Source organism: Mycobacterium sp. (assembly GCF_032159565.1).
Lineage (GTDB): Bacteria > Actinomycetota > Actinomycetes > Mycobacteriales > Mycobacteriaceae > Mycobacterium.
The window spans coordinates 15,360-41,846 of the sequence record NZ_JAVHWR010000074.1; the positions used below are offsets into that span (position 1 = coordinate 15,360).

A 26,487-nucleotide genomic window follows, 5' to 3' on the forward strand; every position below is an offset into this window, starting at 1 on the left:
GGCCAAAACGGTGAATGAGCTGCGGATACGCCAGGTTGTGATACTTGCCACAGCGTCGTCACACCCACCACTAAAGTGAACGAATGCAACAACGCGTGGTGGTGTGGGGGACGGGCAATATGGGGTCGACGGCCATCCGGTCGGCGCTGGCATTTCCCGGCCTGGGGCTGTGCGGCATCATCACGTCGTCCGAGTCGAAAGAGGGCATGGACGCGGCCGAGTTCGTCGGCCTCGACAGCCCGACGGGAGTCGCGGCGACGACCGACGTCGACGCTGCCCTCGCCGACTGCGATGCCGTCGCCTACATGGCCTCGGGCGACATCCGGCCCGACGAGGCCGTCAACGACATCGAGCGCTGCCTGCGCGCGGGCAGGCACGTCGTCACGCCGTCGCTGTACTCGCTCTACGACCCGCGGTCCGCGCCGCCGGAATGGGTCGAGCGGCTGACCGCGGCCGCGGAAGAGGGAGGGTCGACGCTGCTCGTCAGCGGGGTGGACCCGGGATGGGGAAACGACGCACTCGCGGTGATCGCCGCGGGCCTGTGCACCCGGATCCGGTCGATTCACTGCCAGGAGATCTTCGACTACTCGACCTACAACCAGCCGCACGCGGTGAAGGTGTTGTGCGGGTTCGGCGGCTCGATGGACGAGACGCCGATGATGCTGCTGCCGTCGATACCGACCATGGTGTGGGGCGGCAACCTCCGGCTGATCGGCCGTGGTCTCGGCCTCGAGATCGAGGAGATCACCGAAGATGTGCAGCGCCGGCCACTGGAAACGCCGGTCGACACCGTGATGGGCCGGTTCGACGAGGGCACCCAGGGTGCCTTCTGGCTGAAGGTGATCGGAAAGGTGGGCGGGCGCGAGCGCATCGTCATCGACCACATCACCCGCATCCACCCCTCGTGTGCGCCGGACTGGCCGCAGCCCGACCAGGGCGCGGGCGACCACCGCGTCATCGTGCACGGCGATCCCGAGCTCACCCTGGTCAGCAGGGCCGACGTGGCGGGTGGCACGCGGGCGGACGGCGGCAACACCACGGCTGCGAACCGGCTACTCGGCGCCATCGGGTGGCTGGCGACGCAGAAGCCGGGCATCTACGACGGACTCGACGTGCCGATCCACCCGCCGCTGCCTCCCGAAGTGGAGGCACAGCGGTGGACCAGCGATTAGTCGGCGCTCGCGACGGACTCCACCTCACCCTCCTGCGGCGGCGATTCCGCGTCGGGCAGCTGACCCACGAGGTACTCGGCGAGGCCCCCGATGGTCGGATAGTCGAATACCGCGGTCGCGTTGATCGTGAACGCGCCGCCGAACTGACTGTGCAACCGGTTGCGGAGTTCGATCGCCATCAGTGAATCCGTGCCCAGGTCGAGGAACCGGCTGGTTGCGGCGGGCGGTTGCGCGAGCCGCAGGAAGTTCTGCACCTCGCGCTGAAGGAATTCGGTCACGAAACCGGCGCGCTGCGCCACCGGCACCTCCTGCAGCTGCCGAAGCAACTCGCTGTCACCGGTCACCTCCCCGACGGCACTGGGCAACACGAGGTCGAGAATCGGTGGACGAGAACTGCCAAGCACCTTTGCCGCACGCTGCCAGTTGGCCTTGATGACGGCTGCCTGGCCGGTTCCGTTCGCGACGACCTCGGCGAGGGCGCCCAGCGCTGCCGACGGTTCCAGCGGAACCAGGCCCTGGGCACTGATATTGGCGGTCGCGGCCTCCGAAGACGCCATGCCACCTTGGGCCCATGGACCGAAGTTGACACCGGTCGCAGGCAGGCCCTGCGCCCTTCTATGCGCGACCAGTCCGTCGAGCAGTGCGTTGGCAGTCGCGTAGTTGGACTGACCGGGCGGACCGAACAAGCTGGACACCGAGGAGGACACGATGAAGAAGTCCAGATCGTCGTCCTTCGTCAGGCGGTCCAAGTGGTAGGCGCCGAACGCCTTGGGCGCCAGCGTCGTTCGGAATCGCTCCAGGCTCTGCTGTGACAGCAGCGCATCGTCGAGCACGCCGGCCAGATGGGCCACCCCGGCGAGCGGCGGCAACTCCGCGCGGATCCGCTCCAGCAGTTTCGCGACCGCTGACTCGTCGCTGACATCGGCCGCGAAGGTGTGGATCCGGCACCGATAGCGCTCGGTGATGTCGTCGATCGCCTTCTGTGCGTCCGCATCGGGCGCGCGCCTGCTGGTCAGCACGATGTCACCGGCGCCGAGTTGGGCCAGATGCGACGCCGTGTGGAGACCGATCGCGCCGAGCCCGCCGGTGACCAGATAGCTCCGATCCCCTTGTGGCTGGAGGGGTTTCGGTATCTGCAGGACGATCTTGCCGATGTGCCGCGCCTGCTGCATGCGCCGGAACGCGGCCCTCGCCTCGGTGAGCGGGTAGATTTCGGCGGGCAGTGGTGTCCACTCGCCGCTCGCCATCCCGTCCGACACTTCGGTCAGCAACCGCTTGATGTGCTCGGGGTTCTGCAGGGTTGTCGCATCCAGCGCGACGATCTCGTAGGCGATATCGGGACGGGCCGCCGCCATCTGCTCCGGTGTCCAGATGTCGCGCTTGGCGATCTCGGCGAAACGGCCGTTCTGGGCGGTGGCCCGCACGGTCGCTTCGAGGAATCCCTCGTTGGTCAGGCTGTTGAGCACCACGTCGACGCCCGCGCCGTCGGTGTCGGCGAGGATCTGGTCGGCGAACTCCGTTGTGCGCGAGTCGTAGACATATTTCACACCCATTTTGCGCAGCGTCGCGCGCTTGTAGGTGCTCGCAGTCGCGAAGACGGTGGCGCCGTGCTGCTGTGCCATCTGGATGGCGGCAAGCCCGACGCCGCCGCTGGCGGCGTGGATGAGCACGCGATCATCGGGCTGCAACTGCGCCCAGTCGAATGCGAGTCGGGCCGTGAGAGCCGCAGCGGGGATGGTGGCCGCCGCCACCGCGCCTGTCCCGTCGGGTACTGGCGCGACCAACTGGACCGGCACATTGAACCGGCTGGAAAACGCGCCCTGCATGAAGCCGTAGACGCGCTGGCCCACCTCGAGCCCGGTGACGCCGCTACCCAACTGCGTGACGATGCCGGCGAAGTCCCCGCCGATCGGCCCGGGGTCGCCCGGGTAGAGACCGAGCACGTTGAGCACATCCCGGAAGTTGAGGCCAGCGGCGTCCACCCGGACCTGCACGTAGCCCTCATCCGGCGTCGGCACGTCCGTCTCCGTCAGACGCAGATTGTCGATCGCCCCTCGTTCGGTGGGCGCCAGGACGTAGTCGGTCGAGCGCGGGACCGTCAGATGACCGCTGCGCGCCCATGGCAACAACCGCGATGCCAGCAACTTTCCTTGCCGCAGTGCAAGTTCCGGCTCATCGACCGGTGTTGCCAGTAGGTTGGTCAGCGCCTGCACAGCCTGCGCTGATCCGTCGCAGTCGACCAGTTTGCAGCGCAGCGCCGGTTCCTCGTTGATCGTGGTGCGCCCGAATCCCCACAGCGCCGCCTGCACCGGGTCGACCGGTTCGCCGGACTCGGTGGCCACGGCGTGGTCGGTGACGATCCACAGGCCGCCGGGCAGCTTCACCTCGCCGCCTTGCACGGTGTGCACGGCGCTGAGCAGGTTGGCGATCTCGGCCTCGAGCCGCGCGGCGATTTTGGCGCTCGACTCAGCTGCGCCGGGTGCACTGGCGCGCCAAACGACGCCTGCAAACGGCAGACCGCGCTCGTGGGCCTGTTCCAACAGCTGTCCCAACGGCTCCGGATCGGTGATCCCGTCGAACGGGATGCAGCCAGGCACGTTGGCGGCCAGTTCGTCGAATCCGGCAATCAGCCAGGTGCCGTTCACACTTGCGGTGTCGTCACTCGACGCCGGTGGCGGCACCTCGTGCCAGCCCAGGGTGTACAGCAGCCTGGTGGCGTCGCCACCGAGGCCGCGCAGCAACGCTTCGCGCGGTGCGCGTTTGACCGTGAACTCGCGGATCCCGCCGAGGTGGCGGCCATCCCGCTCGACGAAATCGAGGTCGAAGACCTGGATCTCGCTGTCGAGTTCGCTGGTGTGCCATCTCGCGCGGCAGTAGAACCGCCGAGGCATCTTCTCCCGCAGCATCACTTGCCCGTACCGCAACGGCAAGAACAGATCGTTGACGCCCTGTTCGGCCGCGAGAAGTGCCGGAAACGCAGGGAAGGCGACTCCGGTGCACAGGTCCATCAGCACCGGGTGCATCGGCTCCGTGCCGAGTTGTTCGGCGAGTTCTTCGCCGACGATGATGTCGCCGATCGCCTCACCGTCGCCGAGCCACAGCGACTTAAGGGAACCTGACCAGTTGGGCCCCCATGCAAGTTCCATGTCGGCGAAGGTCTCGAACAGCTCCTGCGGACGCATGCGGTTCAACCGCTCGACTGCCGCGTCGATGGAGTCCGCAGGATCCGCGGGTGCCGGCTCGTCATCGACACCGCTGACCACATTGCCATCGGCGTTCAACGCCCACTCGGCGCCGCGTTCACCGTATGGGCGGCTGTGCACCTGGAAGCTCCACTCACCGCTGTTCTCGAGCGGGTGCAATGTCAGCTGCACTTCGCGCGAGGCCTTCTCGGGCAGGATGATCGGCTCGTAGAAGAAGACGTCTTTCACGCGCGCCGGTGGACCGACTGCGGCCAACGCCATCGCGGCATACGTCGCCCCGGGAACGACGACGGTGCCATAGATGACGTGGTCGGAAAGCCACGGCTGCGATTTGACGGACAACCTGCTGGTGTAGACGGAGTCACCGGAGGCGAGGTCTTTCGCATTGCCCAGGATTCCCGACACCGCCTGACCCTGGAAACCGGAGTCGGTGATTCCAGAAGTTCTCGGCCAGAAGCGACGGCGCTGAAATGGATAGGTGGGCAGATCCAGTCTGCGACGGGGCTGACGGTGCACCGCAGCGAAATCGGGTCGGTGACCGCCGACGTAGGCCGCGGCCAGTGCGTCGGCCATCTGGCGCCGGTCACCAACGCCTTTACGCAGCGAGACGATCGCCCGCGGCGCCGCCAAGTGCTCCGGCCAGACCTGCACCGCGGCCCCGGTTAGCACCGGTTGCGGACCGATCTCCATCAGCACTGAGCACCCCAATGCCGCTACGGTGCGCACACTTTCGGCGAATTGTACCGGCTGGCGGGAGTGCCGCCGCCAGTAGCCGGCGTCGAGCGGGGTCTGGGACGTGAGCACGGCGCCGGTGCGGTTGCAGACCAGTGGCAGCGTTGGGACGGCGAACTGCAACTGCGCTGCGTACGACTCGAATACGCCGAGCACTGGATCAAGCAACTCTGAATGGAAGGCATGACTGGTCTGCAGCCAGGTGCAGCGGATGCCTTCGTCACCGAATCTGGCGACTATCTGTTCCAGGTCCTCACCCGGCCCCGAAAGCACGGTGTTGGGTCCGTTGTAGGCGCCGACCGACACCCGCGGGAACTCTCCTGCGACCTCCTCGACCCGCTTGGCGTCGGCGAACACCGCCACCATTCGGCCCCCTTCGGGCAGGCTGCCGAACAGCCGGCCGCGTTCGGCCATCAGCCGCACGCCGTCCTCGAGGCTGAAAACTCCTGCCACACATGCTGCTGCGTACTGCCCGACGCTGTGTCCGAGCACCACGTCGGGTTCGACGCCCCACGACTGCCACAGCCGGGCCAGACCCATCTCGACGGCGAAAAGTGCTGGCTGCGCAAATGACGTGTGCCGCAGAGCTTCTCCGGCCTCGACGTCGTTGGCGAACAGCACTTCAAGTAACGGGCGCGCCACGAGCTCATTGACCACGTCCGCGCAGTGCGTCACGGTCTCGGCGAAAACCGGCTCCGCGTCGAACAACTCGCGGGCCATCCGCGGGTACTGGCTGCCCTGCCCGGTGAACAACCACGCCGTTGTCGGCCGGTTGGTGTGCTGGCCGCGCAACACACCCGGTCGCTGCCGGTTCTCGGCGAGGTCGGCCAGGCCATCGCGGGCGGCACTGACCGAGTCCACGACCAGCGCGGCCCGATGTTCGAAATGCGAACGGGCGGTCCCGGCGGTCAGGCATACGTCGGCGAGATCGACATCCGGGTGGTTCTCCAACCAGTTCTCATAACGCCGCGCCAAGGCCACCAGTGCTTCCGGTGACCGGGCGGACAGCGGCAGCACATCGACATGTTGCTTGTCAGTGTCCTGTTCCGACTGGCCGTCGGCGGTCACCGGTTGGGGTGGTGCCTCTTCGATCAGCAGGTGCGCGTTCGTGCCGGTGAACCCGAACGAACTCACGCCGGCGCGCCGCGGCCTGCCGTTGGTCTGCCACGGAATGGCCTTGTCCACGACCCGCACCGGCAGCGAATCCCACGGGATGTGCGGCGACGGCTTGTCGAAGTGCAGGCTCTGGGGCAGCACTTCGTGCTGGAGCGACAACACGACCTTGATCAGACCTGCTGCACCGGAGGCGGACTCGAGGTGGCCGATGTTGGTCTTCACAGATCCCATCAGCAACGGGCGGTCCGCGTCACGCGAGGCACCGTAGGCGGCCGCGGCCGCCTGCACCTCGATCGGGTCACCCAGCGGTGTGCCCGTCCCGTGCGCCTCGAGGTAGTCGACGTCTCCGCCTGCCAAACCGGCGCGGGCCAGCGCCGTTCCGATAAGTCGTTGCTGTGCACCGCCGTTGGGCACCGTCAAACCACTGGACGCGCCGTCCTGGTTGACCGCGCTGCTAGTGATGACCGCGCGAATCTGGTCGCCGTCGCGCACCGCATCGCTCAGCCTCTTGAGCACCACAATCCCGCAGCCTTCACTGCGCACGTAGCCGTCGGCGGAGGCGTCGAAGGTCTTGCATCGCCCGACGGGGGAAAGCATCCTGGCGCGAGATGCAGCGACGACTGTCACCGGACTCAGCAGGACATTCACACCGCCGGCCAACGCCATGTCGCAGTCACCGGAGCGCAATCCCTGGCAGGCTTGATGGACGGCCACCAACGCCGAGCTGCATGCGGTATCCACCGCCACTGCCGGTCCTTCGAGTCCGAACGCGAAGGCGACCCGACCGGAGATGGCATTGAGCGCATTGCCGGTGATGAAGTGCGGTTCGATTTTGTCGATCGACTCAGACGACAGCAGATGCGCGTACTCGTTGGCGGCCACCCCGACGAAGACTCCGGTTAGGCTGCCGCGCAAGGCCGCTGGCGAGTAGCCGGCCCTTTCGATACCCTCCCATGCCGTTTCGAGCATCAGCCGCTGCTGGGGTTCGATCCACACAGCCTCGCGCGGGGAGATGCCGAAGAATTCGGGATCGAATCCGTCGATTCCGTCCAGGAATCCGCCGAAGCGCGTGTAGGTCTTGCCGGGAGTCTCTGGATCCGGGTCGTAGAACTCGTCGATGTCGTATCGGTCCTCCGGGACTTCCCGGATCGCATCGACGCCGCCGGACAGCACCTCCCAGAAAGCTTCCGGGTCGGGCGCGCCCGGGAACCGGCACGACACCGCGATGATTGCGATCGCTTCGTCCGTGCGCGTCGTCACCACTGACGGCGGCTGATGCCCTGTTTTGTCGGATTCCTGCTCGCGCAGGCCGAGCACCTCGCCGAGCAGGTATTCGGCCGCGTCGGACAGCCGGGGGTGATCCATCACCAGGGTGACCGGAATCTCCTTGCCGATTCCCTGTTCGATGCGGCGCCGCAACTCGACGGCCATCAACGAATCCATGCCGAGGTCGAAAAACCCCGCCTCCTCGCGGATCTCCGCGGGATCCACGCGCGTCACCTCTGCTACCGCGTCGCGCAGGTAGTCGGTCACGAGCTTCCTGCGCTGCTGCACCGGAGCGTCGGTGAGCCGCTCGACGAACGCGGTTTTCCCCGACAGAGTTGCAGGCGGTGCCACTCCCGCCGGCTGGGTGGGGACCTCGCGCTCCAACTCCGCCAGGAATGCCCGCCTGCCCGCCTGCTGATACAGCGGAAGGAAACGGGCCCAGTCGATCCGGGCCACGACGCCCTGTGCTGCCGAGCCCGTCATGAGGTCGGCCAGACCCGCCAATGCATCGGCGGGTGACAGTGTCCGGACTCCGCGCTGATCGAGGCGCGCACGGGACTCCTCGTCGGCCATGCCTGCCGACCAGGGGCCGAAGTTGACGCTGATCCCGGAGATGCCCTGCTCCCGCAGCCGCCAGGCCAGGCCGTCGAGGAAGGCGTTGGCTGCGCCGTAGGCGGTCTGACCGAATCCGCCCCAAACCGAGGCGATCGACGAGGTGCTGATGAAGAAGTCGAGCTGCAGGTCAGCTGCTGCTTCGCTCAAATGCCAAGCACCCCAGACCTTTCCCGCGAAGACGCGATCAACCTCGGCATCGTCCAGGTTGCTCAGTGGGGTGGTACCGATCTCGCCCGCCGCATGGACGATGCCGGCCAACGGCGGTAGCTCGGTCCGCACGGTGGCCAGCAGGCGTGCGACGTCGTGCGCGTCGGCGACATCGGCGGTGACGACGCGGAATTCACAGCCGTGTTGTTCGCCGAGCGCATCGATGCGCTGTTGCACGGCATCGCTGGGCGCGTGTCGGCTGGTCAGCACGAGATGGTTGGCGCCGCGGGCGGCCAGGTATCCGGCGATCTCCAGTCCGATCGAGCCCAGGCCGCCGGTCACCAAATACGATGCGTCATCGCGCAGTTCCACCGGTTTCGTATTCGGCTGGCCAACCCGTCGAACCAACCGCGGAACATAGACCGCTTGACCGCGAAGCGCGATCTGGTCTTCCCGGATGGCCGAACTGCGCGGCGGCGTGATCCGGTTGATGAACGAGGCCCATTCGTCGGCAGTGCCGCCGGCCAGATCCGCCAGTCCGCCCCACACCTGCGGAAGCTCCAGCGCTGCGGCCCGACCGAATCCCCATAGGCAACTCTGATCCGGCGACACGGTGTCTGCGTCAGTGACTCGTTGAGCGCCCCTGGTCACCACCCAGATGGGTGTACGCAGTTCGGCGGCTACGGCGGCACGGAAGAGCCGCCGAGTTCCGCCCAGGATCCGGTGTTGCATCTGCAACAGAGACCTCATCGATGGTGCGGTTTCGGAGTCGAGGGCCGCGACATGCACGATACGTAGCGCCGGATCGTCTGCTGCCGCGGCGCGCAGCGCGTCTGCGAGTTCTTCCTCGTCGGCGTCGGACACCGGCAACCCGAGGATCCGGTACCGGTGGCCTCGTGCAGTCAGCACGTCGACCAACGGCTGGACCGCGTCGGGCCCATCGCCGACAAGGATCCACGCGGGATCCTCGCCGGCGTCCGCGCCGGAGGTTGGAACAGTGGATTTCTGCCAGCGGAACTCGTAGCGGTCGTCGGCGAGGGACTGGTTCGTCCGTTGTTGGTTGTGTTGTGCGGCAAGCTTGGTCAGCACATCCAAGGTCTGACGGTCGCCGCTCGCACCGTCGAGCAAGGCCGCGAGTTCTTCGATCCGGCCGTCCTCGAGCAGGCGGACGGCTTCGGTACGCGGTCCGTCGAGGTGCTGTTGCCGGGTGGCCCGCTCCCGATTGTCGCTGTACCAGTACTGGCGACGCTCGAACGGATAGGTCGGTAGGTCGAGCTTTCGCGCGTGCGCCTGCCGGAATGCACCGAAGTCGGGCAGATGGCCCAAGACATATGCGTCGGCAACGGCTTCGGTGATCTGTCGCTGGTCGGAGGTTTTCCGGCGCAGGGACGCGATCGCCCGCGGTGCGGTGGCCGGGTCAGGCCATGCCCGCAGAGCTGCGGCGGTGAGCACCGGCTGTGGGCCGATCTCGAGCAACACTTTGCAATTCAGTTCGGCAAGGGTGCGCACGCTCTTGGCGAATTCCACCGGCTGGCGCGCGTGACGGCGCCAATAGGAGCCATCGAGTTTCACGCTCCTGCCGAGCGTGCCGCCAGTGCGGTTGTCGATGAGAATCCGTTGTGGCGTCTTGTAACTCAAGCGCTCGGCATACGACTCGAATTCGTCGAGGATCGGGTCCAGCAGCGCCGAGTGGAACGCGTGGCTGGTGTCCAGCCAGTCACACCGGACACCGTCGGACGTCAACGCGGCCACCGCCCGGTCCAAATCGTCAGCGGGTCCCGACAGCACGGTGTTGGCGCCGTTGTAAGCGGCGACCGACAGACTCGGGAACTCGTCGGTGAGGGTCTCGACGCGCTCGGCGGCGGCGAACACCGCGACCATCCGGCCGCCCGCAGGCAAACTGCCGAAGAGGCGGCCGCGCTCGGCCATCAGCAGCGCGCCGTCCTCGAGACCGAATACACCCGCGACACACGCCGCCGAATACTGGCCGACGCTGTGGCCCAGCACCACGTCGGGTTCGAAGCCCCACGACTGCCAGAGGCGGGCCAGGCCCATCTCCACCGCGAACAAGGCGGGCTGCGCGTAGGAGGTTTGCCGCAGCGCCTCTTCGCTGTCCGGGCCATCAACATCGAAAATGACATCCAGCAAAGGCTTTTCGAGAATGTTGGCCACCACTGAGGCGCAGCGATTCACCGTCTCGGCGAACACCGGCTCGGTGTCGAACAACTCTCGGGCCATGCCGGGGTACTGGCTGCCCTGACCGGTGAACAGCCACGCCGTCTTCGGTGTGTCATGGGATTCTCCGCGAGCCAAACCGAGCGCCGGGCGGTCGTCGGCAAGCGCGCCGAGCAGCTCGACGGCAGACTCTGTCGAATTGATCACCAACGCGGCCCGGTGCTCGAGGTGTGCTCGCCCCACACCGGCAGTGAAGGAAACGTCCGCCAGGGTGGCCTCGGGGTGCTTGCTCAACCAGCTGCGGTATTGGTCGGCGACCTGCACCAATGCTGCTGGCGTCCGCGCCGAGAGGGGAAGAATGCTGAACCGGGGAGCCGCAGCGGCGGCGACATCCAACCGGGGAGCCGCAGCAGCGGCGACATCCAGGCCCGGAGCCGCAGCGGCGGCGACATCCAACCCGGGAGCCGCAGCGGGCGCTACCGCTTCCTCGGGGGCTTCCTCGAGGATGACGTGAGCGTTGGTGCCGGCGAACCCGAACGAGCTGACTCCCGCGATGCGCGGCCGACCGTTGCGTTCCCAGGCGGTGGCCTCCTTGACCACCTGCACCGCAAGCCGGTCCCAGGGAATGTGGGGTGACGGGTTCTCAAAGTGGAGATGACGGGGCAGCAACTCGTTCTCGAGCGACAGGACGACCTTGATGACGCCCGCGATACCCGCCGCCGCTTCCAGGTGTCCGATGTTCGTCTTCACCGAACCCATCAACAGCGGCTGGCCGGCCTCGCGTCCGGCGCCGAACGCCGCACCCGCGGCCTGGGCCTCGATCGGGTCGCCAAGCGATGTCCCGGTGCCGTGTGCCTCCAGGTACCCGACATCGCTGGGTACTAGGTCGGAGCGCTGCAGCGCATCGGCGATAACCCGTTGCTGGGCAATGCCATTCGGCACCGTCAATCCACCCGACGCGCCGTCCTGGTTGATCGCGCTGCCGCGGATCACGGCCCGGATCCGGTCGCCGTCGCGAATCGCGTCCTCGAGGCGCTTGATGACGATCACACCGCAACCCTCGCCGCGCACATAGCCGTCCGCGGCCGCATCGAAGGTCTTGCACCGGCCGTCGGGCGCAAGCATGTGCGCACTGGAAAACGTGATCATGGTCGCCGGTGTGAGCAGCGCGTTCGCGCCGCCGGCCAGCGCAAGGTCACATTCCCCAAGGCGCAGCGCCTGGCACGCCTGATGGATTGCCACCAGCGAAGAACTGCACGCCGTGTCGACGGCGACGGCGGGACCTTGCAGCCCCAACCGGTAGCTGATTCGTCCCGCTGCTGCGGCATTCGACGTGCCGATGGCCATATAGGCCTCGATCTCGGGGTATGTCAGCTCGTCGGATGCCATTCCCAGGTAGTCGTGGGTGGCCAAGCCAACGAACACACCGGTGTTGCTGCCGGCCAACGCCGTTGGTGCGGTGCCCGAATGCTCCACCGCGGCCCACGCCGTCTCCAGCAAAAGCCGATGCTGCGGGTCCATCGACCTGACCTCGCGCGTCGACATACCGAAGAACGGCGCGTCGAACCCTGCCACGTCATCGACGAAACCCGCACGACGGGTGACAACCTTGCCGGCCGCACCGGGTTCAGGGTCGAAGAATTCGTCGACATCCCACCGGTCCTTGGGCACCTCCGATATCGCGTCGCGGCCCTCGCGCAGCACGTCCCAAAACTCTTCGGTATCCGGGGCTCCCGGAAAACGCGCTGCATAGCCGACGATTGCAAAACGGGGGGCCGGCTCGGTCGGACGTTCGGCGGATCCCATGCGGTTGTTCTCCTTGCTACCTGCCTCGACGGTCAGAGTGTGATCCTGAGAGAGTTGGCGCGGCAAAATCAGCGCCGTCGAAAACTATTGCACGCGAACCTGTGACACGCGAGGTTTCCGAGGGGTCGGCAGCGGGCGACGGCTATTGATTCGGAGGTATGTTTGACGCGCCACGAGTGATGCCGGACCGGAGCCGGCCAAGCCGGGAGGACGACGTTTTGCGCATCGGGAAAATAACTGTTGGCGCACTTGATGAATGGCCGTTGAATCCGGGCTCGGTCACGTCTTGGCACCCGACGGCCGCGGCTGCCGAAAAGGCTCGCCGAGCGCCGGTCAGTTCGGTGCCGGTGAGCTACATGCAGCGCCAGCATCTTCGCAACTACTGCGAACGGACGGCCGCGGGATTGAACTTCTCCCGGCAAATCATCGCCAGTTGTGAAGTGGCCGGCCAGTGTGATATCCCAGCCATGGATCACGCCGTCAATGCATACCTAAGGCGGCACGACACGTTCCGCAGTTGGTTCGCACCCTCCGATGATGGAGGGTTCATCCGGCATGCGATCAACGATCCAGCTGATATCGAGTTCGTGCCGGTCAATCACGGCACCATGACAATCGACGAGATACACGCACATGTCGTCGGCATACCGAATCCGTTGGAGTGGGGTTGCTTCACCTTCGGAATAGTCCAGAACGAAGGCCACTTTACCTTCTTCGCCGCCATGGATCATGTTCACGGGGACGCAACGTTGATTGGCACGACAATGTTGGAAGCCAACGGAATGTATTCGGCGCTGAGCGGAGGCGGCGACGCCCTCACGCTTCCCGATGCCGGTAGCTTCGACGACTTCTGTGTGCGCGAGCGCGAGCACACGTCGCAGTTAACTGTGGATGCACCCGCGGTGCAGGCGTGGACCGACTTCGCCGAGGCGAACAGCGGCGGCTTTCCCGAGTTCCCGCTTCCGCTTGGCAACCCCCTTGAGTCGACCAGCAGCGGCATGACCTCTGAAGTCTTGATGGACACGGCACAGACGGACCGGTTCGAATCGGCTTGCACGGCGGCAGGCGCGCGCTTCGTCGGCGGCTTGTTCGCCTGCCTTGCTCAGGTGGAGCACGAGTTAACGGGCGCTCTCACGTATTACGGGCTTACCCCAAGGGATTCACGCACCGCCACAGATAATTTCATGACACAGGGTTGGTTTACCGGCTTGATACCGATCACCGTCCCGATAGGCGCTGCCTCATTCGGTCACGCCGCATGGGCAGCGCAGGCTTCTTTCGACTCGGGTCTGAGCATGGCGAAAGTTCCGTATTACCGGGTGTTGGAATTGGCGCCATCGTTAAAATGGCCGCAGCCGAACTTTCCGGTGTCGAACTTCCTGCACGGCGGCGCCGCTCCGCTCAACGCCATTCTGGCGGCCGCCGACATGGGCCTTGCAAACAATATCGGTATCTATCCCGACGGCCGATTCTCCTACCAGCTGACCATCTACATATTTCGGTATGGCGAGGGCACGGTGATGGCAATCATGCATCCCGACAATCCGATCGCCAAGAAGTCGGTGGCCCGCTACATGAAGGCGATGAGGTCCACGACCGTGCTGGTGGCTGACAGTGGGCACTGGGGGCGCGTTGCCTAGCCAAAAAGCGAAAACGAGGTAGGGACGGTATGCGACGGCTCGCCGATCTTGTAGTGCGATGGCCCTGGGCGGTGATCGGGGTTTGGATCGCGATCGCGGTCGCGCTTCCGCTGACTTTCCCCAGCCTGAGCGAGATGGCCCAGAGGCATCCGCTGGCCATCCTGCCCAGCGACGCCCCGTCGAGCGTCGCCACCCGGCAGATGACCGAAGCGTTTCACGAATCGGGCTCGGACAATCTTCTGGTAGTCGCTTTTATCAACGACACGGGGCTCAAGCCCGTCGACGAAGCCACCTACCGCAAGGTGGTGGACGCGTTGCGCGACGACATGACCGATGTCGCGATGGTTCAGGACTTCATCACCACGCCGCAGTTGAGGCCGTTTTTGACGAGCAAGGACAAGACGACCTGGGTGCTGCCGGTAGGCCTTGCGGGTGAGTTGGGCACGCCGCGTGCCTACGAGGCCTACAACCGAGTTGCCGACATCATCAAGCACAACGCCGTCGCCGGCGGCCCACTCACCGTGCACGTCACCGGGCCCGCGGCCACCGTCGCCGACCTCACCGTCGCCGGCGAGCAGGACCGAATGCCCATCGAGATTGCGATCGGCGTCCTGGTACTCCTCGTTCTTCTATTGGTGTACCGCAACCCCGTCACCATGCTCCTGCCGTTGGCGGCCATCGGGATTTCCCTGGTGACAGCACAGGCCGTAGTGGCCGGGGTCTCGGAACTCTTCGGAATAGGTGTTTCGAACCAGTCTGTGATCTTTCTGAGCGCAATGATCGCGGGCGCGGGAACGGACTATGCGGTCTTTCTCATCAGCCGCTATCACGACTATCTGCGGCAAGGGGCAGCCCTCGATGACGCGGTGCGGCGGGCGTTGATCTCGATCGGCAAGGTGATCACCGCGTCAGCGGCCACCGTGGGAGTCACCTTCCTCGGGATCAGCTTCGCCCGGATGGGGGTGTTCTCGACGATCGGTGTGGCGTGCGCGATCGGGGTCGGGGTGGCCTTCCTTGCCGCGATCACGTTGCTGCCGGCGATCCTGGTGCTGGCCGGGCCGCGCGGCTGGGTCAAACCGCGGCGCGAACTGACTACGCGGTTCTGGCGACGTTCGGGGGTACGCATCGTGCGGCGGCCGAAGACCCATCTGGTTGCCAGCCTGCTCGTGCTGATCGTTCTGGCCAGCTGTGCAACCTTGGTGCGCTACAACTACGACGATCGCAAGGCCGTTGGACCATCGGCGGAGAGTTCGGTCGGGTACGCCGCGCTGGAACGTCATTTCCCCATCAGTCAGGCCGTGCCCGAATACATCCTCGTTCAGTCGCCGCGCGACCTGCGCACGCCGCAGGCCCTCGCGGACCTGGAGCAGATGGCACAGCGGATCAGCCAACTGCCGAACATCGGTCTCATCAGCGGCATCACCCGGCCCACCGGAAGCGTGCCGCCGGAGTTCAGAGCCACCTATCAAGCGGGCATTGTCGGTGATCGGATGGCCGCAGGCTCGGCCGTGATCAACGACAACACCAAAGATCTCAAGCGACTGACGAACGGGGCAGGCACGCTGGCCGACAGCCTCGGCGACGTGCGGGCTCAGATCAATCGGATCGCTCCCGGCATGCAACGTCTGATCGACGCCATATCGTCGATGCGAAGCCAACTGGGCGGTGACAAGTTGGTCAAAGACGTCCAAGCCGCCGCCCAACTCGTGCAGAGCATCAATGCACTCGGTAACGAAATGGGCGTGAACTTCTCCACCGTCAGGGACATGTTCGCCTGGGTGGGTCCGGTGTTGGCGGCGCTGAACGGTAACGCGATCTGCGATGCCAATCCGTCGTGCAGCGCCACCCGCATTCAGTTTCAGAAACTGGTCGACGCCCGGAATGACGGACGCCTCGACCAGATCAATACTCTGGCCGGGCAACTACAGGGGTTCGGAGACAAACAGACCCTCAACGCAACGGTGAAACAACTCAACGACACGCTCTCGAACTTCAGCTCGGCGGTGCGCTCCATGGGTCTCGATCGACCCGGAGGTCTGCAGGCGGGCCTGACCCAGGTCAGGCAGGGCGCGAATCGGCTGGCAGACGGCAGCAAGCAGGTGGCAGGCGGAGTGGACCAACTCGTCGGCCAAGTCAAGCTGATGGGCGCCGGCCTCGATGAGGCCGCCGCGTTTTTGTTGGCGATGCGGAATGAGGCGGCAGATCCGTCGATGGCGGGGTTCAACATTCCGGCCCAAATCCTCCAACTCGACGACTTCAAGAAGGCCGCCAAGATCTTCATCTCGCCGGACGGCCACACGGCCCGGTACCTGGTGCAAACCACACTCAACCCGTTCAGCTCCGAAGCGATGGATCAGGTCAACCAGATCAGTGACACCGCGCAAAGCGCCCAACCGAACACCCAACTGGCGGACGCCAAGATATCGATGGGTGGATTTCCCGCCTCGCTGCGGGACACGCGCGACTACTACGAGCACGACATTCGTTTCATCATCGTCGTGACCCTGGTCGTCGTTCTCCTCATCCTGATGGCGCTGTTGCGTGCGATCGTCGCGCCGCTCTATCTGATCGGCTCCGTAATCGTCTCGTACTTCGCCGCACTGGGTATCAGCGTGCTCACGTTTCAATACCTACTCGGCCAGCAATTGCATTGGAGCGTACCGCCATTGGCGTTCGTGGTTCTGGTTGCGGTGGGCGCCGACTACAACCTGCTCTTCGTATCGCGAATGCGCGACGAATCTCCGCACGGCATGCGTTACGGCGTCATTCGCACCCTGACGTCGACCGGCGGGGTGATCACTGCAGCTGGTTTGATCTTCGCCGCCTCGATGTGCGGTCTGCTGTTCTCCAGCATCACCACCGTGGTCCAGGGCGGATTCGTGATCGGTGTCGGCGTCCTGCTGGACACCTTCCTGGTGCGGACCGTCACGGTGCCCGCCATGGCGACGCTGGTGGGGCGGGCGAACTGGTGGCCCTCACGACTGAGCGACCAGCGGTCGCCGCGGGCAACAGCGGGCCAGGCGGAGTAATGTCGGGACCGCTACGGACGCGTAGCCAGCAGGCGGGAGCAGGGATGCGGAGACTGGTCGCAGTGGTCACTGCGCTGGTAACCGTCAGCGCCACAGGGTATTTCGGATCCGCGATCGCGGCAGCCGATGACAAGCAAGCCGGCTGGACGCCGGACCACGGCGCGCCGACCGACGGGCCGCCGCCCCTGGGGACGCCGGGCAGAGGTTACGCGCTGGGCGGTGCGCACGTTCTGGGCATTCCCTATGACGAGTACATAAAGCGCACCGGCGCCGACTGGTTCCCCGGACTGGACAGGCAGATCGTCGACTATCCCGCGGGTCAGGTCCAGGGGCACACCCTGGAACGGTTGTTTCCGGGCATCGGCCGGCTGGGTGACGGCTTTCCTGGCCTGGGCATCGACGGCCCCAGCATCGGTGAGTCGGTCGACGACGGCGAGGGCAACCTGGAAACGGCGATCCGCAACGGCGGTCCCGGCACCGCGATCGGGTTGTCCGAGGGAGCGATGGTGCTCGACGCCGTTCAGGCGAAGCTCGCAAACGATCCGACCGCGCCGCCACCGGATAAATTGAGCTTCGCGACGTATGGCGACCCGCTTGCCAGGCACGCCTTCGGCGAGAGCTTCCTGACCCAGATGTTCCCCGTCGGCAGCGTCGTGCCCTCGCTCGACTTCCGCATGCCGGCTCCGGTGGAAAGCCAGTACGACACCTACCAATTCGTCTCTGCGTACGACAGCATCGCCGACTGGCCGGACAGGCCGGACAATTGGATGTCCCTCGCCAACGCGGTCGTGGGTCTCGCGACCGGCCACACCGCGGTGGCCTTCACCAACCCGAGTAACGTGCCGCCGCAGAATATCAGGACGGCCGTCAACTCCAAGGGTGCGAAGACGACGACATACATGATTCCGGAGGAGCACCTCCCTCTGGTGCTGCCGTTCAAATACCTCGGGGTGGATGAAGGCACGCTGAATAAGCTTGACGGGGTGCTGAAGCCGATGGTGGATGCCGGGTATTCACGAAACGACGATCCGCTGACCGCTCCGATCACGGTGGATCCGGTACGCGGCTACGACCCGGCCGCCGTCACCGCACCGGCCACGCAGGCCGCCTTCGGCGGTGCGGCCGACCCTGTGTCGCAGTTGCTGTCCGGCTTCCAGTACGTGCTGAACCACAGCGGCGGCTGACAACGACTTCCAGCCCGATTAATTCGACTAGTTACTACGGACGTGATGTGACGCCTTCGCCTCAGTCTTCCATTCTCTCGATGCTGCACGGACGAGCCAGCCTGCGCCCCAATGACATTGCGTTCACGTTCACCGACTACGAAAAGGACTGGGCGGGCGTTCCCGAGAGTGTCACGTGGTCACAGTTATCCCGCCGAACAATGAATGTGGCACGCGAGCTCGGCCTTCATGCGTCGGTCGGAGACAGAGCGTTGATCCTGGCTCCGCAAAGCCTTGACTACGTTGCGGCATTCCTGGGATCCATGCAGGCTGGGCTGATCGCGGTTCCGCTCCCGCTGCCGCACCGCGGCTCGAGTGATGAGCGGGTAGGTGCAGTCCTGGCCGATACGTCGCCGTCGGTTGTTCTCACAACGTCTACGGCCGCGGAAGACGTCGGCGATTACGTTGATCAATCGCGGATGGACACCGCTCCGAAGATCGTCGAGATCGATTCGATGAATCTGGACGCCGATGGTGGACCGGGTATTTCGATAGCTGATTTCCCTAGCACGGCGTATTTGCAGTACAGCTCGGGTTCGACCCGACTGCCAACCGGGGTGATGATCTCGCACCGCAACCTCCAGGTGAACTTCGAGCAGCTGATGCGTAGCTTGTTCGCGGATGCGAACGCCAATTCCTCAACCGATGTCACGATCGTGTCGTGGCTGCCCTTCTACCACGACATGGGATTGGTGCTGGGCGTCTGCGCGCCCATCCTCGGTGGCTTTCCCGCAAAGCTGACGAGCCCGGTTGCGTTCCTTGAGAAGCCATCCAGGTGGATGCGCGCGCTGGCCGAGAACCCGCGTGCCTTTTCGGGGGCGCCCAACTTCGCCTTCGACCTGGCCGCCCGCAAGACCAGCGACAGCGACCTCGCCGGGCTCGATCTCGGTGGGGTGCGGGGCATCATCAACGGCGCCGAACGTGTCGATTCGGCGACGTTGGAACGCTTCGCAGATCGGTTTGCGCACTTCAATTTTCGGGACCACATGCTGCGTCCGTCATACGGCCTGGCGGAGGCAACGGTCTTCGTGACGAGTGGCACCTGGAGTGAATCGTCGGAGGCTGTCCGTTTCGATGTCGACGAATTGTCCGCGGGCCGCGCTCAGCGGTCTTTGGCAGGGGCAGGCACCGAGCTGGTCAAGTACAGGGTGCCGCAATCGCCCATGTTGCGGATTGTCGATTCCGACACAGACCGAGAGTGCCCGGACGGCGTAGTCGGCGAGATCTGGTTGCATGGCGACAATGTCGCGGCCGGCTACTGGAGCAGGCCACCGGAAGAGCAGCAGTGCTTCGGCGCGACGCTCGTCGACCCGTCACCGGGCGCGGCGGACGGACCCTGGCTGAGGACCGGCGACCTGGGCTTCATCTCCGACGCCGAGCTGTTCATTGTCGGCCGCATCAAGGATCTGCTGATCATCCGAGGACGTAATCACTATCCAGAGGACATCGAGGCGACCGTCCAGGTGATCACAGGTGGTCGGGTTGCCGCGATAGCGGTCCCGGTGAACAGCACCGAGAAGCTGGTCACCGTCATCGAGCTGAAGAAGCGGGCAGATTCCACGGGAGAGGCGATGCACTGGCTCACCGGGGTCAAGAGCGACGTCACCTCCGCGATTTCCAATGCGCACGGTGTGAATGTCGAGGATCTCGTTCTGGTACCGCCGGGATCGATTCCCACCACGACGAGCGGCAAGATCCGGCGGGCCGCCTGCGTCAAGCGGTACCGCCAGGACCAATTCACCCGGTTGGACGTCTGAGCCGTCACAGACCGGTGAGTCCCGCGCCTAGCAGCACGCAGCCGACCGCGGTCAGCAGAATGGTGACGCCACTGCGGCGGCGCGTTCGCAGCCAGTCCTGCAACGCCGACAGCGTTGCGCGGGTGCGGTCCGGGGCCAGCAGGTAGGAGATCAGCGGAATCTCCACGAACCCGAAGGCCACCACATTGAACATGAGCAGGGCGCCCATCTGGACCGATGCCGCGGCACCCGAGGCGACGATGAGGGCCAGCACGGCCAGGTAGTCGACGGACGGCAGCGCGATGCCAAGACCCGCGACACCCGCCGTCCACAGTGAACACCCGTTGAGGAGTTGTCGGACTCGCATCGCGAGCGGTTCGAATCGCCGTGAGGCCGGACCCGCAGAGCCGTCCCTGCGCTTGCCCACCACGCCCGTGGCCACCACCGCGGCGTTGATCAGCAGGAGCACGCCGACGACGATCTGCACCCGTGGCAGGGTGAAATGGGCCGACCCCAGGGCGGGCCGCAGAATGAACAGCACGATCACGCCCACCGCGATGCCCATCGCGAATCCGCCTGCGAGGAACGCGAGTAGCTGGAGCAACGGCCGAGGGCGGTTCATCATCAATATCGTCATGCCGATCCGAAACGGCTCCAGGCTGACGGCAACGGCCATTGCCAACAGCGTGATCCACATGACAGCGTCAGGTTACCGCCCGGCGCACGTGGCCGCCGGGCGCGGCAACGTGTGAAAATGGACCGGATATGAGCACGACTGATTTGAGCCCGACATCGCTACGCGAGGCGTTCGGTCACTTTCCGTCCGGAGTCATCGCCATCGCGGCGGAGGTGGACGGCACCCGTGTCGGGTTGGCCGCCAGCACCTTCGTTCCGGTGTCGCTCGATCCACCTCTGGTGTCATTCGCCGTGCAGAACACGTCGGAAACGTGGCCGAAGCTCAAGGACCTGCCTCGACTCGGGATCAGCGTGCTCGGGGAGGCCCACGACGAGGCTGCGCGCGCGCTCGCCGCGAAGACCGGTGACCGGTTCGCGGGCCTGTCGACGGTGTCGACGCAAAGTGGCGCGGTGTTCATCGAGGGCACCAGCGTCTGGGTGGAGAGCGCCGTCGAACAACTCGTCCCCGCGGGCGATCACACGATTGTCATTCTGCGGGTCGCCGAGATCACGGTGCATTCCGCCGTGCCGCCGATCGTGTTCCACCGCAGCACATTTCGGCGGTTGGGCGCCTGAAGGCGTTGAGCTAGGTCTTCTGGTCGAACTCCTCAACGCGGCTCGTGCCTCGCCGCTTGATCGTCGTCCGACTACGGCCGCGTGGCGAGCTCCTCGCGGTAGCCCTGGATGCGCTGCTCGAGTTCTGCTGCGTCGTCCGGCCTGCCCTCCCGGCGCGCCAGGTCGGCGCGGGCGGAAAGCTCACGGATGGCCGTGCGAATGTCGTTGATGCTGTGCGTCTCTGACATGGTGGCTGCCTTTCGTCGTTGATTGGCCGCTGACGAAAGGCTACCCGCGAAAGTCAGCGGCGGAACAACTTGTCGCCCAGCCACACGACCGGGTCGTACTTGCGGTCGGCGGCGCGCTCCTTCATCGGGATCAGCGCGTTGTCGGTGATCTTGATGTGCTCGGGGCACACCTCGGTGCAGCACTTGGTGATGTTGCAGTAGCCGAGGCCGTTCTCCTCCTGCGCCTGCTCGGGGCGGCGCTCCAGCGTGTCGAGCGGGTGCATGTCGAGCTCGGCCTGCCGCATCAGGTAGCGCGGGCCGGAGAACGAGTTCTTGTTCTCCTCGTGGTCACGCACCACGTGGCAGGTGTTCTGGCACAGGAAGCACTCGATGCACTTGCGGAATTCCTGCGACCGGTTCACATCCTCCTGCGCCATCCGGTACTCGCCGGGCTGCAAGTCCTTCGGCGGGGTGAACGACGGGATCTCCCTGGCCTTCTCGTAGTTGAAGGACACGTCGGTGACGAGGTCGCGGATGATCGGGAAGGTCCGCAGCGGCGTCACGGTGACGGTCTCGTCCTCGCCGAAGGTGGACATCCGGGTCATGCACATCAGCCGCGGCCTGCCGTTGACCTCCGCCGAGCACGATCCGCACTTGCCCGCCTTGCAGTTCCACCGCACGGCGAGGTCGGGGGTCTGGGTCTGCTGCAGGCGGTGGATGATGTCGAGCACCACCTCGCCCTCGTTCACCTCGACCGAGTAATCAACAAGCGCGCCGCCGTCGTCGTCGCCACGCCACACGCGCATGCTCGCCTGGTAGGCCATCTAGTTGCTCCGTTCTGGATGCTCGGCCAGCTCACCGTCGGTGAAGTACTTCTCGAGTTCGGACAGCTCGAAGAGGTCGAGCAGGTCCTGGCGCACCGGAATCTGGTCCTGCTTCGTGACGCTGACATCGGGCACCAACGCCTCGGGATCACCGTCGGTGCGGCAGACCAGCAGCGTCTTGCGCCAGTCGGACTCCATCGACGGGTGATCGTCGCGGGTGTGACCGCCGCGGCTCTCGGTGCGGGTCAGCGCGGCCTTGGCGATGCACTCGCTGACCAGCATCATGTTGCGCAGGTCGATCGCCAGGTGCCAGCCAGGGTTGAAGGGCCGGTTCCCGTCGATCCGGACCCGTTTGTACCGCTCCCGCAGCTCCGTCAGCTTGTCGAGCGCCTCGGTGACCTCTTCTTCCTTGCGGATGATGCCGACGAGGGTGTTCATCGTGTCCTGCAGGTCGAGCTGCAGCGTGTACGGATTCTCCGGCGAGTCCCCGTTCGACGCGGTCTCGAACGGCAGCAGGGCCCGCTTCACGGCGTCGTCTACGGCCTGGTCCGTCACCGCGGGGCGCTCGGAAAGCGCGCGCACATAATCCGAGGCGCCCAGCCCGGCGCGGCGGCCGAACACCAACAGGTCGGACAGCGAGTTGCCGCCGAGCCGGTTCGAGCCGTGCATGCCGCCCGCGCACTCACCCGCAGCGAACAGACCGGGTGTGGTGGCCGCCGCGGTGTCTGGATCGACCTCGACACCACCCATCACGTAGTGACAGGTGGGCCCGACTTCCATCGGTTCCTTGGTGATGTCCACCTCGGCCAGCTCCATGAATTGGTGGTACATCGATGGCAGCCTGCGCTTGATCTCCTCGGCGGGCAGCCGCGACGCGATGTCGAGGAACACGCCGCCGTGCGGTGAGTTGCGACCGGCCTTCACCTCGGAGTTGATGGCGCGGGCGACCTCGTCGCGGGGCAGCAGGTCGGGCGTGCGTCGTGCGGAGTCGTTGTCCTTGAGCCACTGGTCGGCCTCGTCGATGCTCTCGGCGTACTGGCCCTTGAACACCGGCGGGATGTAATCGAACATGAACCGGGTGCCTTCGGCGTTCTTCAGCACACCGCCGTCGCCGCGGACGCCCTCGGTGACGAGGATGCCCTTCACGCTCGGAGGCCAGACCATGCCGGTCGGGTGGAACTGGACGAACTCCATGTTGATCAGGGACGCGCCCGCCCGCAGTGCCAGTGCATGGCCGTCGCCGGTGTACTCCCACGAGTTCGACGTCACCTTGTAGGACTTGCCGATGCCGCCGGTGGCCAGCACCACTGCGGGCGTCTCGAACAGGATGAACTTGCCGGTCTCGCGCCAGTAGCCGAAGGCGCCTGCGATGCGGTCACCGTCCTTGATCAGGTCGGTGATCGTGCACTCGTGGAACACCCTGATGCGGGCCTCGTAGTCGCCGTATTCGGCCTTGTCCTCCTGCTGCAGCGACACGATCTTCTGTTGCAGCGTGCGGATGATCTCCAGGCCGGTGCGGTCACCGACGTGGGCCAGCCTCGGGTAGGTGTGCCCGCCGAAGTTGCGCTGGCTGATCCGGCCGTCCTTGGTGCGGTCAAACAGGGCCCCGTAGGTCTCCAGTTCCCACACCCGGTCGGGTGCCTCCTTGGCGTGCAATTCGGCCATCCGCCAGTTGTTGAGGAACTTGCCGCCGCGCATGGTGTCGCGGAAGTGGACCTGCCAGTTGTCCTTTGAGTTGGCGTTGCCCATCGACGCCGCGCAGCCACCCTCGGCCATCACGGTGTGGGCCTTACCGAACAACGACTTGGTGATGACTGCGACCTTCTGGCCCCGCTCACGGGCCTCGATCACGGCGCGCAATCCAGCGCCGCCTGCACCGATGACGACGACGTCGTATTGATGCCGTTCGACTTCCGATGAGCCGCTTGCGCGAAGAGCATCAGGTTCAGTCATGAATTCTCACTTGCTTTCTTGCCTGGGCTGTTCGAGAAGGGCTGTCAGCCAGCCGATCAGCCGATGAATCTGAGATCGGAAATGGTGCCGCTGGCCACCAGGGCGACGTAGAAGTCGGTCAGCATCAGCGTGCCGAGGGTGATCCACGCATACAACTTGTGCCGGGTGTTCAGACGACTCACCTGGGTCCACATCCAGTAGCGGACGGGGTGTTTCGAGAAGTGCTTGAGGCGGCCGCCGACGACGTGGCGGCAGGAGTGGCACGACAGGGTGTAGACCCACAGCATCACGACGTTGACGACGAGGATGACGTTGCCCAGCCCGAATCCGAAACCGGACGGCGAGTGGAAGGCCACGATCGCGTCGTAGGTGTTGATCACCGAGATGATGCCGGCGATGTAGAAGAAGTACCGGTGGGTGTTCTGGATGATCAGCGGAAGCTTGGTCTCGCCAGTGTATTTCGCGTGCGGCTCGGCCACGGCACAGGCGGTCGGAGACTGCCACACCGAGCGGTAGTAGGCGCCGCGGTAGTAGTAGCACGTCAGCCGGAACAGCAACAGGAACGGCAGTGACGCGGCCGCATACGGCAGGATCGGCCAGTCCGGCAGGATCTGCGGCCAGAATCCGCTCGCCTCCGGTGTGCAACCGGTGCTGATGCACGGCGAGTAGAACGGCGTGAGGTAGTGGTACTGCTCGACGAAGTAGTTGTTCTGCATGAACGCCCGCACCGTCGCGTAGATGACGAACGCGGCGAACCCCAGGTCGGTGAGGATGGGGGATTTCAGCCAGTTGTCGGTACGCAGTGTGCGCTGTGAAATCTGCGCGCGGCCAGGCGAGAAGACGCCGGTCGCTTTGCGGTCGGCGGTGGGTGCGCTCACGTTTGCCTTTCGATGCTGTTATGTCCCCCGAACACGTGCCGCCGAAGCAGGCACGCGGCGCTTATCGCGTCCCGCCGAGGCCTTCGTCGTCGACGCCGCGCCAGAAGTCCGTGTCGTACTGCGTGTCCGGGATCGCGATCCGCTCGCCGCTGTGGTGGTGTCCGCTGACCCCACGGGCGAGTTCCAGCTCTTCTGCGTCGATGTCGAGTCGGTCGATATCGTTGAGGATGCGTTCGGCGTCGTTGACGATGCGACGCGTACCTGGGCTATTCCCGTATCGGGAAGCCAGCGATGTGACGCATCGCCGGAGGTTTCCGATCAGGTCGTGCAGCTCGGCGAGTTCGGTGGTACTGGACAAGTGACCTCCTTGGGCTGAAGGGTGTCGGGCATCACATTACGCAATAGATGCTAGTCACAACACGAATGCAATGGTGAGACAGATCACGTTGATGAGTGGAGGAAACCCATGCCTGACGACCGCTTGAAGGGCCGCGCGGAGGCGCTGCTGGCACTGCACCAGCCCGGGAATCCGGTGATTCTGCCGACGGTGTGGGATGCGTGGTCAGCAAAGCTGGCCGTGGATGCCGGGTTCGCGGCGCTGACGGTGGGCAGCCACCCGGTGGCCGATTCGGTCGGAAAGCCAGACAACGAGGGCATGACGTTCGACGACTTGCTCACGCGGGTCGCGCAGATCACTGCGGCGGTCGACTTACCGATCTCGGTTGACATCGAATCCGGGTACGCGGAGGCGCCGTCTCGTCTGATCGAGGGCCTGTTGTCGGTCGGCGCGGTCGGCCTGAACATCGAGGACACAGTGCACAGTGAGGGTCGCCGGCTGCGATCGGCCGGCGAGCATGCCGAGCTGGTCGGCGCTTTACGCGCGGCGGCTGACGCGTCCGGCGTGCATGTGGTGGTCAACGCGCGCACCGACCTGTTCCTGCGCCAGGAGGGTGACGAAGCCGACCGGGCCGACCGCACGATCGACAGGTTGGTCCAGTGCGCCGAGGCGGGTGCCGACGTGCTGTATCCGGTCGGTCGCCACGAGCCGGACGTCTTGCGGCGGTTGACGTCGGAGCTCCCGCTACCGGTGAACGCGATCGCGCTCCCGGATCAGGACGACCCCGCGTCGTTTGGCCCGCTGGGCGTCGGGCGAATCAGCTTCGGCCCGTTCTTCCAGTTCGCGCTCGCGGCGCGGGCGAAAGAGATCCTCGCGCGCTGGGCCTAATGGGATCCGATCAGCGTGTCCTTCACGGGATCTAACCGGCGTGCACCTGGTTTCCACCGTTGCGTTTGGCGACGTACATCGCGGCGTCGGCCGCGGCGACGAGTTCCTCGATGAACGAGTCGGGGTCGCGACCACGCAGCCGTTCCAGGGGGGTGGCGTGTGTCCCGATGCTGGCGGTGACTCCGTCGGGCAGCTCGGCGATGGCGGCGCAGAATTGCTCGGCAAGAGCTTCTGAGCCACCGTGGCGAGTGACTATGGAGACCAGAAACTCCTCGCCTCCGGCGCGGCAG

General features: G+C 65.4%; 14 protein-coding genes and 1 pseudogene. 7 read left to right on the top strand and 8 right to left on the bottom strand.

Annotated features, from left to right (window positions below; translation table 11 throughout):
- Positions 1–83 precede the first annotated feature (83 nt).
- A complete protein-coding gene (locus QOC76_RS09280) occupies positions 84–1,172 on the top strand; it encodes an NAD(P)H-dependent amine dehydrogenase family protein (RefSeq protein ID WP_526356479.1) in 1,089 nt (362 codons plus the stop codon).
- Here QOC76_RS09280 and QOC76_RS09285 read toward each other — a convergent pair.
- On the bottom strand, positions 1,169–12,232 hold the full coding sequence (locus QOC76_RS09285) for a type I polyketide synthase (RefSeq protein WP_526356481.1): 11,064 nt from the start codon (positions 12,230–12,232) through the stop codon (positions 1,169–1,171). The two genes, QOC76_RS09280 and QOC76_RS09285, sit on opposite strands and share 4 nt — an antisense overlap.
- Positions 12,233–12,450: 218 nt before the next feature.
- Here QOC76_RS09285 and QOC76_RS09290 point away from each other — a divergent pair, with 218 nt between their 5' ends.
- Genes QOC76_RS09290 through QOC76_RS09305 form a run of 4 tightly spaced genes read left to right on the top strand, consistent with a single transcriptional unit; the run spans position 12,451 to position 19,881 of the window.
- On the top strand, positions 12,451–13,872 hold the full coding sequence (locus tag QOC76_RS09290) for a condensation domain-containing protein (RefSeq protein WP_526356505.1): 1,422 nt from the start codon (positions 12,451–12,453) through the stop codon (positions 13,870–13,872).
- 29 nt (positions 13,873–13,901) lie between these two features.
- Complete coding sequence (locus tag QOC76_RS09295; RefSeq protein WP_526356483.1) at positions 13,902–16,901, top strand: MMPL/RND family transporter; 3,000 nt, start codon at positions 13,902–13,904, stop codon at positions 16,899–16,901.
- A 44-nt stretch (positions 16,902–16,945) separates the two neighbouring features.
- Positions 16,946–18,085 carry an acyltransferase PE gene (gene pe / locus QOC76_RS09300; RefSeq protein WP_526356485.1) on the top strand — a complete coding sequence of 380 codons (1,140 nt, stop codon included), beginning with the start codon at positions 16,946–16,948 and terminating at the stop codon, positions 18,083–18,085.
- 47 nt (positions 18,086–18,132) lie between these two features.
- Positions 18,133–19,881, top strand: coding sequence for a fatty-acid--AMP ligase (locus QOC76_RS09305; protein WP_526356487.1), 1,749 nt, complete (start codon positions 18,133–18,135; stop codon positions 19,879–19,881).
- Between the two features lie 4 nt (positions 19,882–19,885).
- Here the strand turns inward: QOC76_RS09305 and QOC76_RS09310 are convergent, their stop codons facing one another.
- Entirely contained in the window at positions 19,886–20,557 is a 672-nt protein-coding gene (locus QOC76_RS09310) for a GAP family protein (protein ID WP_526356489.1), read from the bottom strand.
- A 68-nt stretch (positions 20,558–20,625) separates the two neighbouring features.
- Here QOC76_RS09310 and QOC76_RS09315 point away from each other — a divergent pair, with 68 nt between their 5' ends.
- Positions 20,626–21,111 (top strand): flavin reductase family protein, encoded by a 486-nt coding sequence (locus QOC76_RS09315; RefSeq protein WP_526356491.1) that lies wholly within the window; start codon positions 20,626–20,628, stop codon positions 21,109–21,111.
- Between the two features lie 71 nt (positions 21,112–21,182).
- Here QOC76_RS09315 and QOC76_RS09320 read toward each other — a convergent pair whose 3' ends face one another.
- The 5 genes from QOC76_RS09320 to QOC76_RS09340 form a co-directional block, all read right to left on the bottom strand.
- The gene (locus tag QOC76_RS09320; RefSeq protein ID WP_526356493.1) at positions 21,183–21,338 is read right to left on the bottom strand and encodes a hypothetical protein; all 156 of its coding nucleotides are present in this window, start codon (positions 21,336–21,338) and stop codon (positions 21,183–21,185) included.
- Positions 21,339–21,391: 53 nt separating this feature from the next.
- On the bottom strand, positions 21,392–22,141 hold the full coding sequence (locus tag QOC76_RS09325; RefSeq protein WP_526356495.1) for a succinate dehydrogenase/fumarate reductase iron-sulfur subunit: 750 nt from the start codon (positions 22,139–22,141) through the stop codon (positions 21,392–21,394).
- Complete coding sequence (locus tag QOC76_RS09330) at positions 22,142–24,094, bottom strand: fumarate reductase/succinate dehydrogenase flavoprotein subunit (RefSeq protein ID WP_526356497.1); 1,953 nt, start codon at positions 24,092–24,094, stop codon at positions 22,142–22,144. It abuts the gene before it with no gap.
- A gap of 56 nt (positions 24,095–24,150) precedes the next feature.
- Positions 24,151–24,972 carry a succinate dehydrogenase subunit SdhC gene (sdhC, locus tag QOC76_RS09335; RefSeq protein ID WP_526356499.1) on the bottom strand — a complete coding sequence of 274 codons (822 nt, stop codon included), beginning with the start codon at positions 24,970–24,972 and terminating at the stop codon, positions 24,151–24,153.
- Positions 24,973–25,033: 61 nt separating this feature from the next.
- On the bottom strand, positions 25,034–25,330 hold the full coding sequence (locus QOC76_RS09340; RefSeq protein ID WP_526356501.1) for an Rv0250c family protein: 297 nt from the start codon (positions 25,328–25,330) through the stop codon (positions 25,034–25,036).
- Between the two features lie 108 nt (positions 25,331–25,438).
- Between QOC76_RS09340 and QOC76_RS09345 the strand changes: the two genes are divergently transcribed.
- Positions 25,439–26,197: an isocitrate lyase/PEP mutase family protein gene (locus QOC76_RS09345; protein ID WP_526356503.1), complete on the top strand. Its 759-nt coding sequence runs from the start codon at positions 25,439–25,441 to the stop codon at positions 26,195–26,197.
- Between the two features lie 31 nt (positions 26,198–26,228).
- On the opposite strand, the pseudogene QOC76_RS09350 reads toward QOC76_RS09345, so the two are convergent.
- A pseudogene (locus tag QOC76_RS09350) lies at positions 26,229–26,487 on the bottom strand (GGDEF domain-containing protein); the annotation flags it as partial.

What these genes read in the sequence shown, in the direction of transcription:
- QOC76_RS09280 (WP_526356479.1), top strand. Translation starts at nt 84, where the DNA reads ATGCAACAACGCGTGGTGGTGTGGGGGACGGGCAATATGGGGTCGACG.
- QOC76_RS09285 (WP_526356481.1), bottom strand. Translation starts at nt 12,232, where the DNA reads ATGGGATCCGCCGAACGTCCGACCGAGCCGGCCCCCCGTTTTGCAATC.
- QOC76_RS09295 (WP_526356483.1), top strand. Translation starts at nt 13,902, where the DNA reads ATGCGACGGCTCGCCGATCTTGTAGTGCGATGGCCCTGGGCGGTGATC.
- pe (WP_526356485.1), top strand. Translation starts at nt 16,946, where the DNA reads ATGCGGAGACTGGTCGCAGTGGTCACTGCGCTGGTAACCGTCAGCGCC.
- QOC76_RS09310 (WP_526356489.1), bottom strand. Translation starts at nt 20,557, where the DNA reads ATGTGGATCACGCTGTTGGCAATGGCCGTTGCCGTCAGCCTGGAGCCG.
- QOC76_RS09315 (WP_526356491.1), top strand. Translation starts at nt 20,626, where the DNA reads ATGAGCACGACTGATTTGAGCCCGACATCGCTACGCGAGGCGTTCGGT.
- QOC76_RS09320 (WP_526356493.1), bottom strand. Translation starts at nt 21,338, where the DNA reads ATGTCAGAGACGCACAGCATCAACGACATTCGCACGGCCATCCGTGAG.
- QOC76_RS09325 (WP_526356495.1), bottom strand. Translation starts at nt 22,141, where the DNA reads ATGGCCTACCAGGCGAGCATGCGCGTGTGGCGTGGCGACGACGACGGC.
- QOC76_RS09330 (WP_526356497.1), bottom strand. Translation starts at nt 24,094, where the DNA reads ATGACTGAACCTGATGCTCTTCGCGCAAGCGGCTCATCGGAAGTCGAA.
- QOC76_RS09345 (WP_526356503.1), top strand. Translation starts at nt 25,439, where the DNA reads ATGCCTGACGACCGCTTGAAGGGCCGCGCGGAGGCGCTGCTGGCACTG.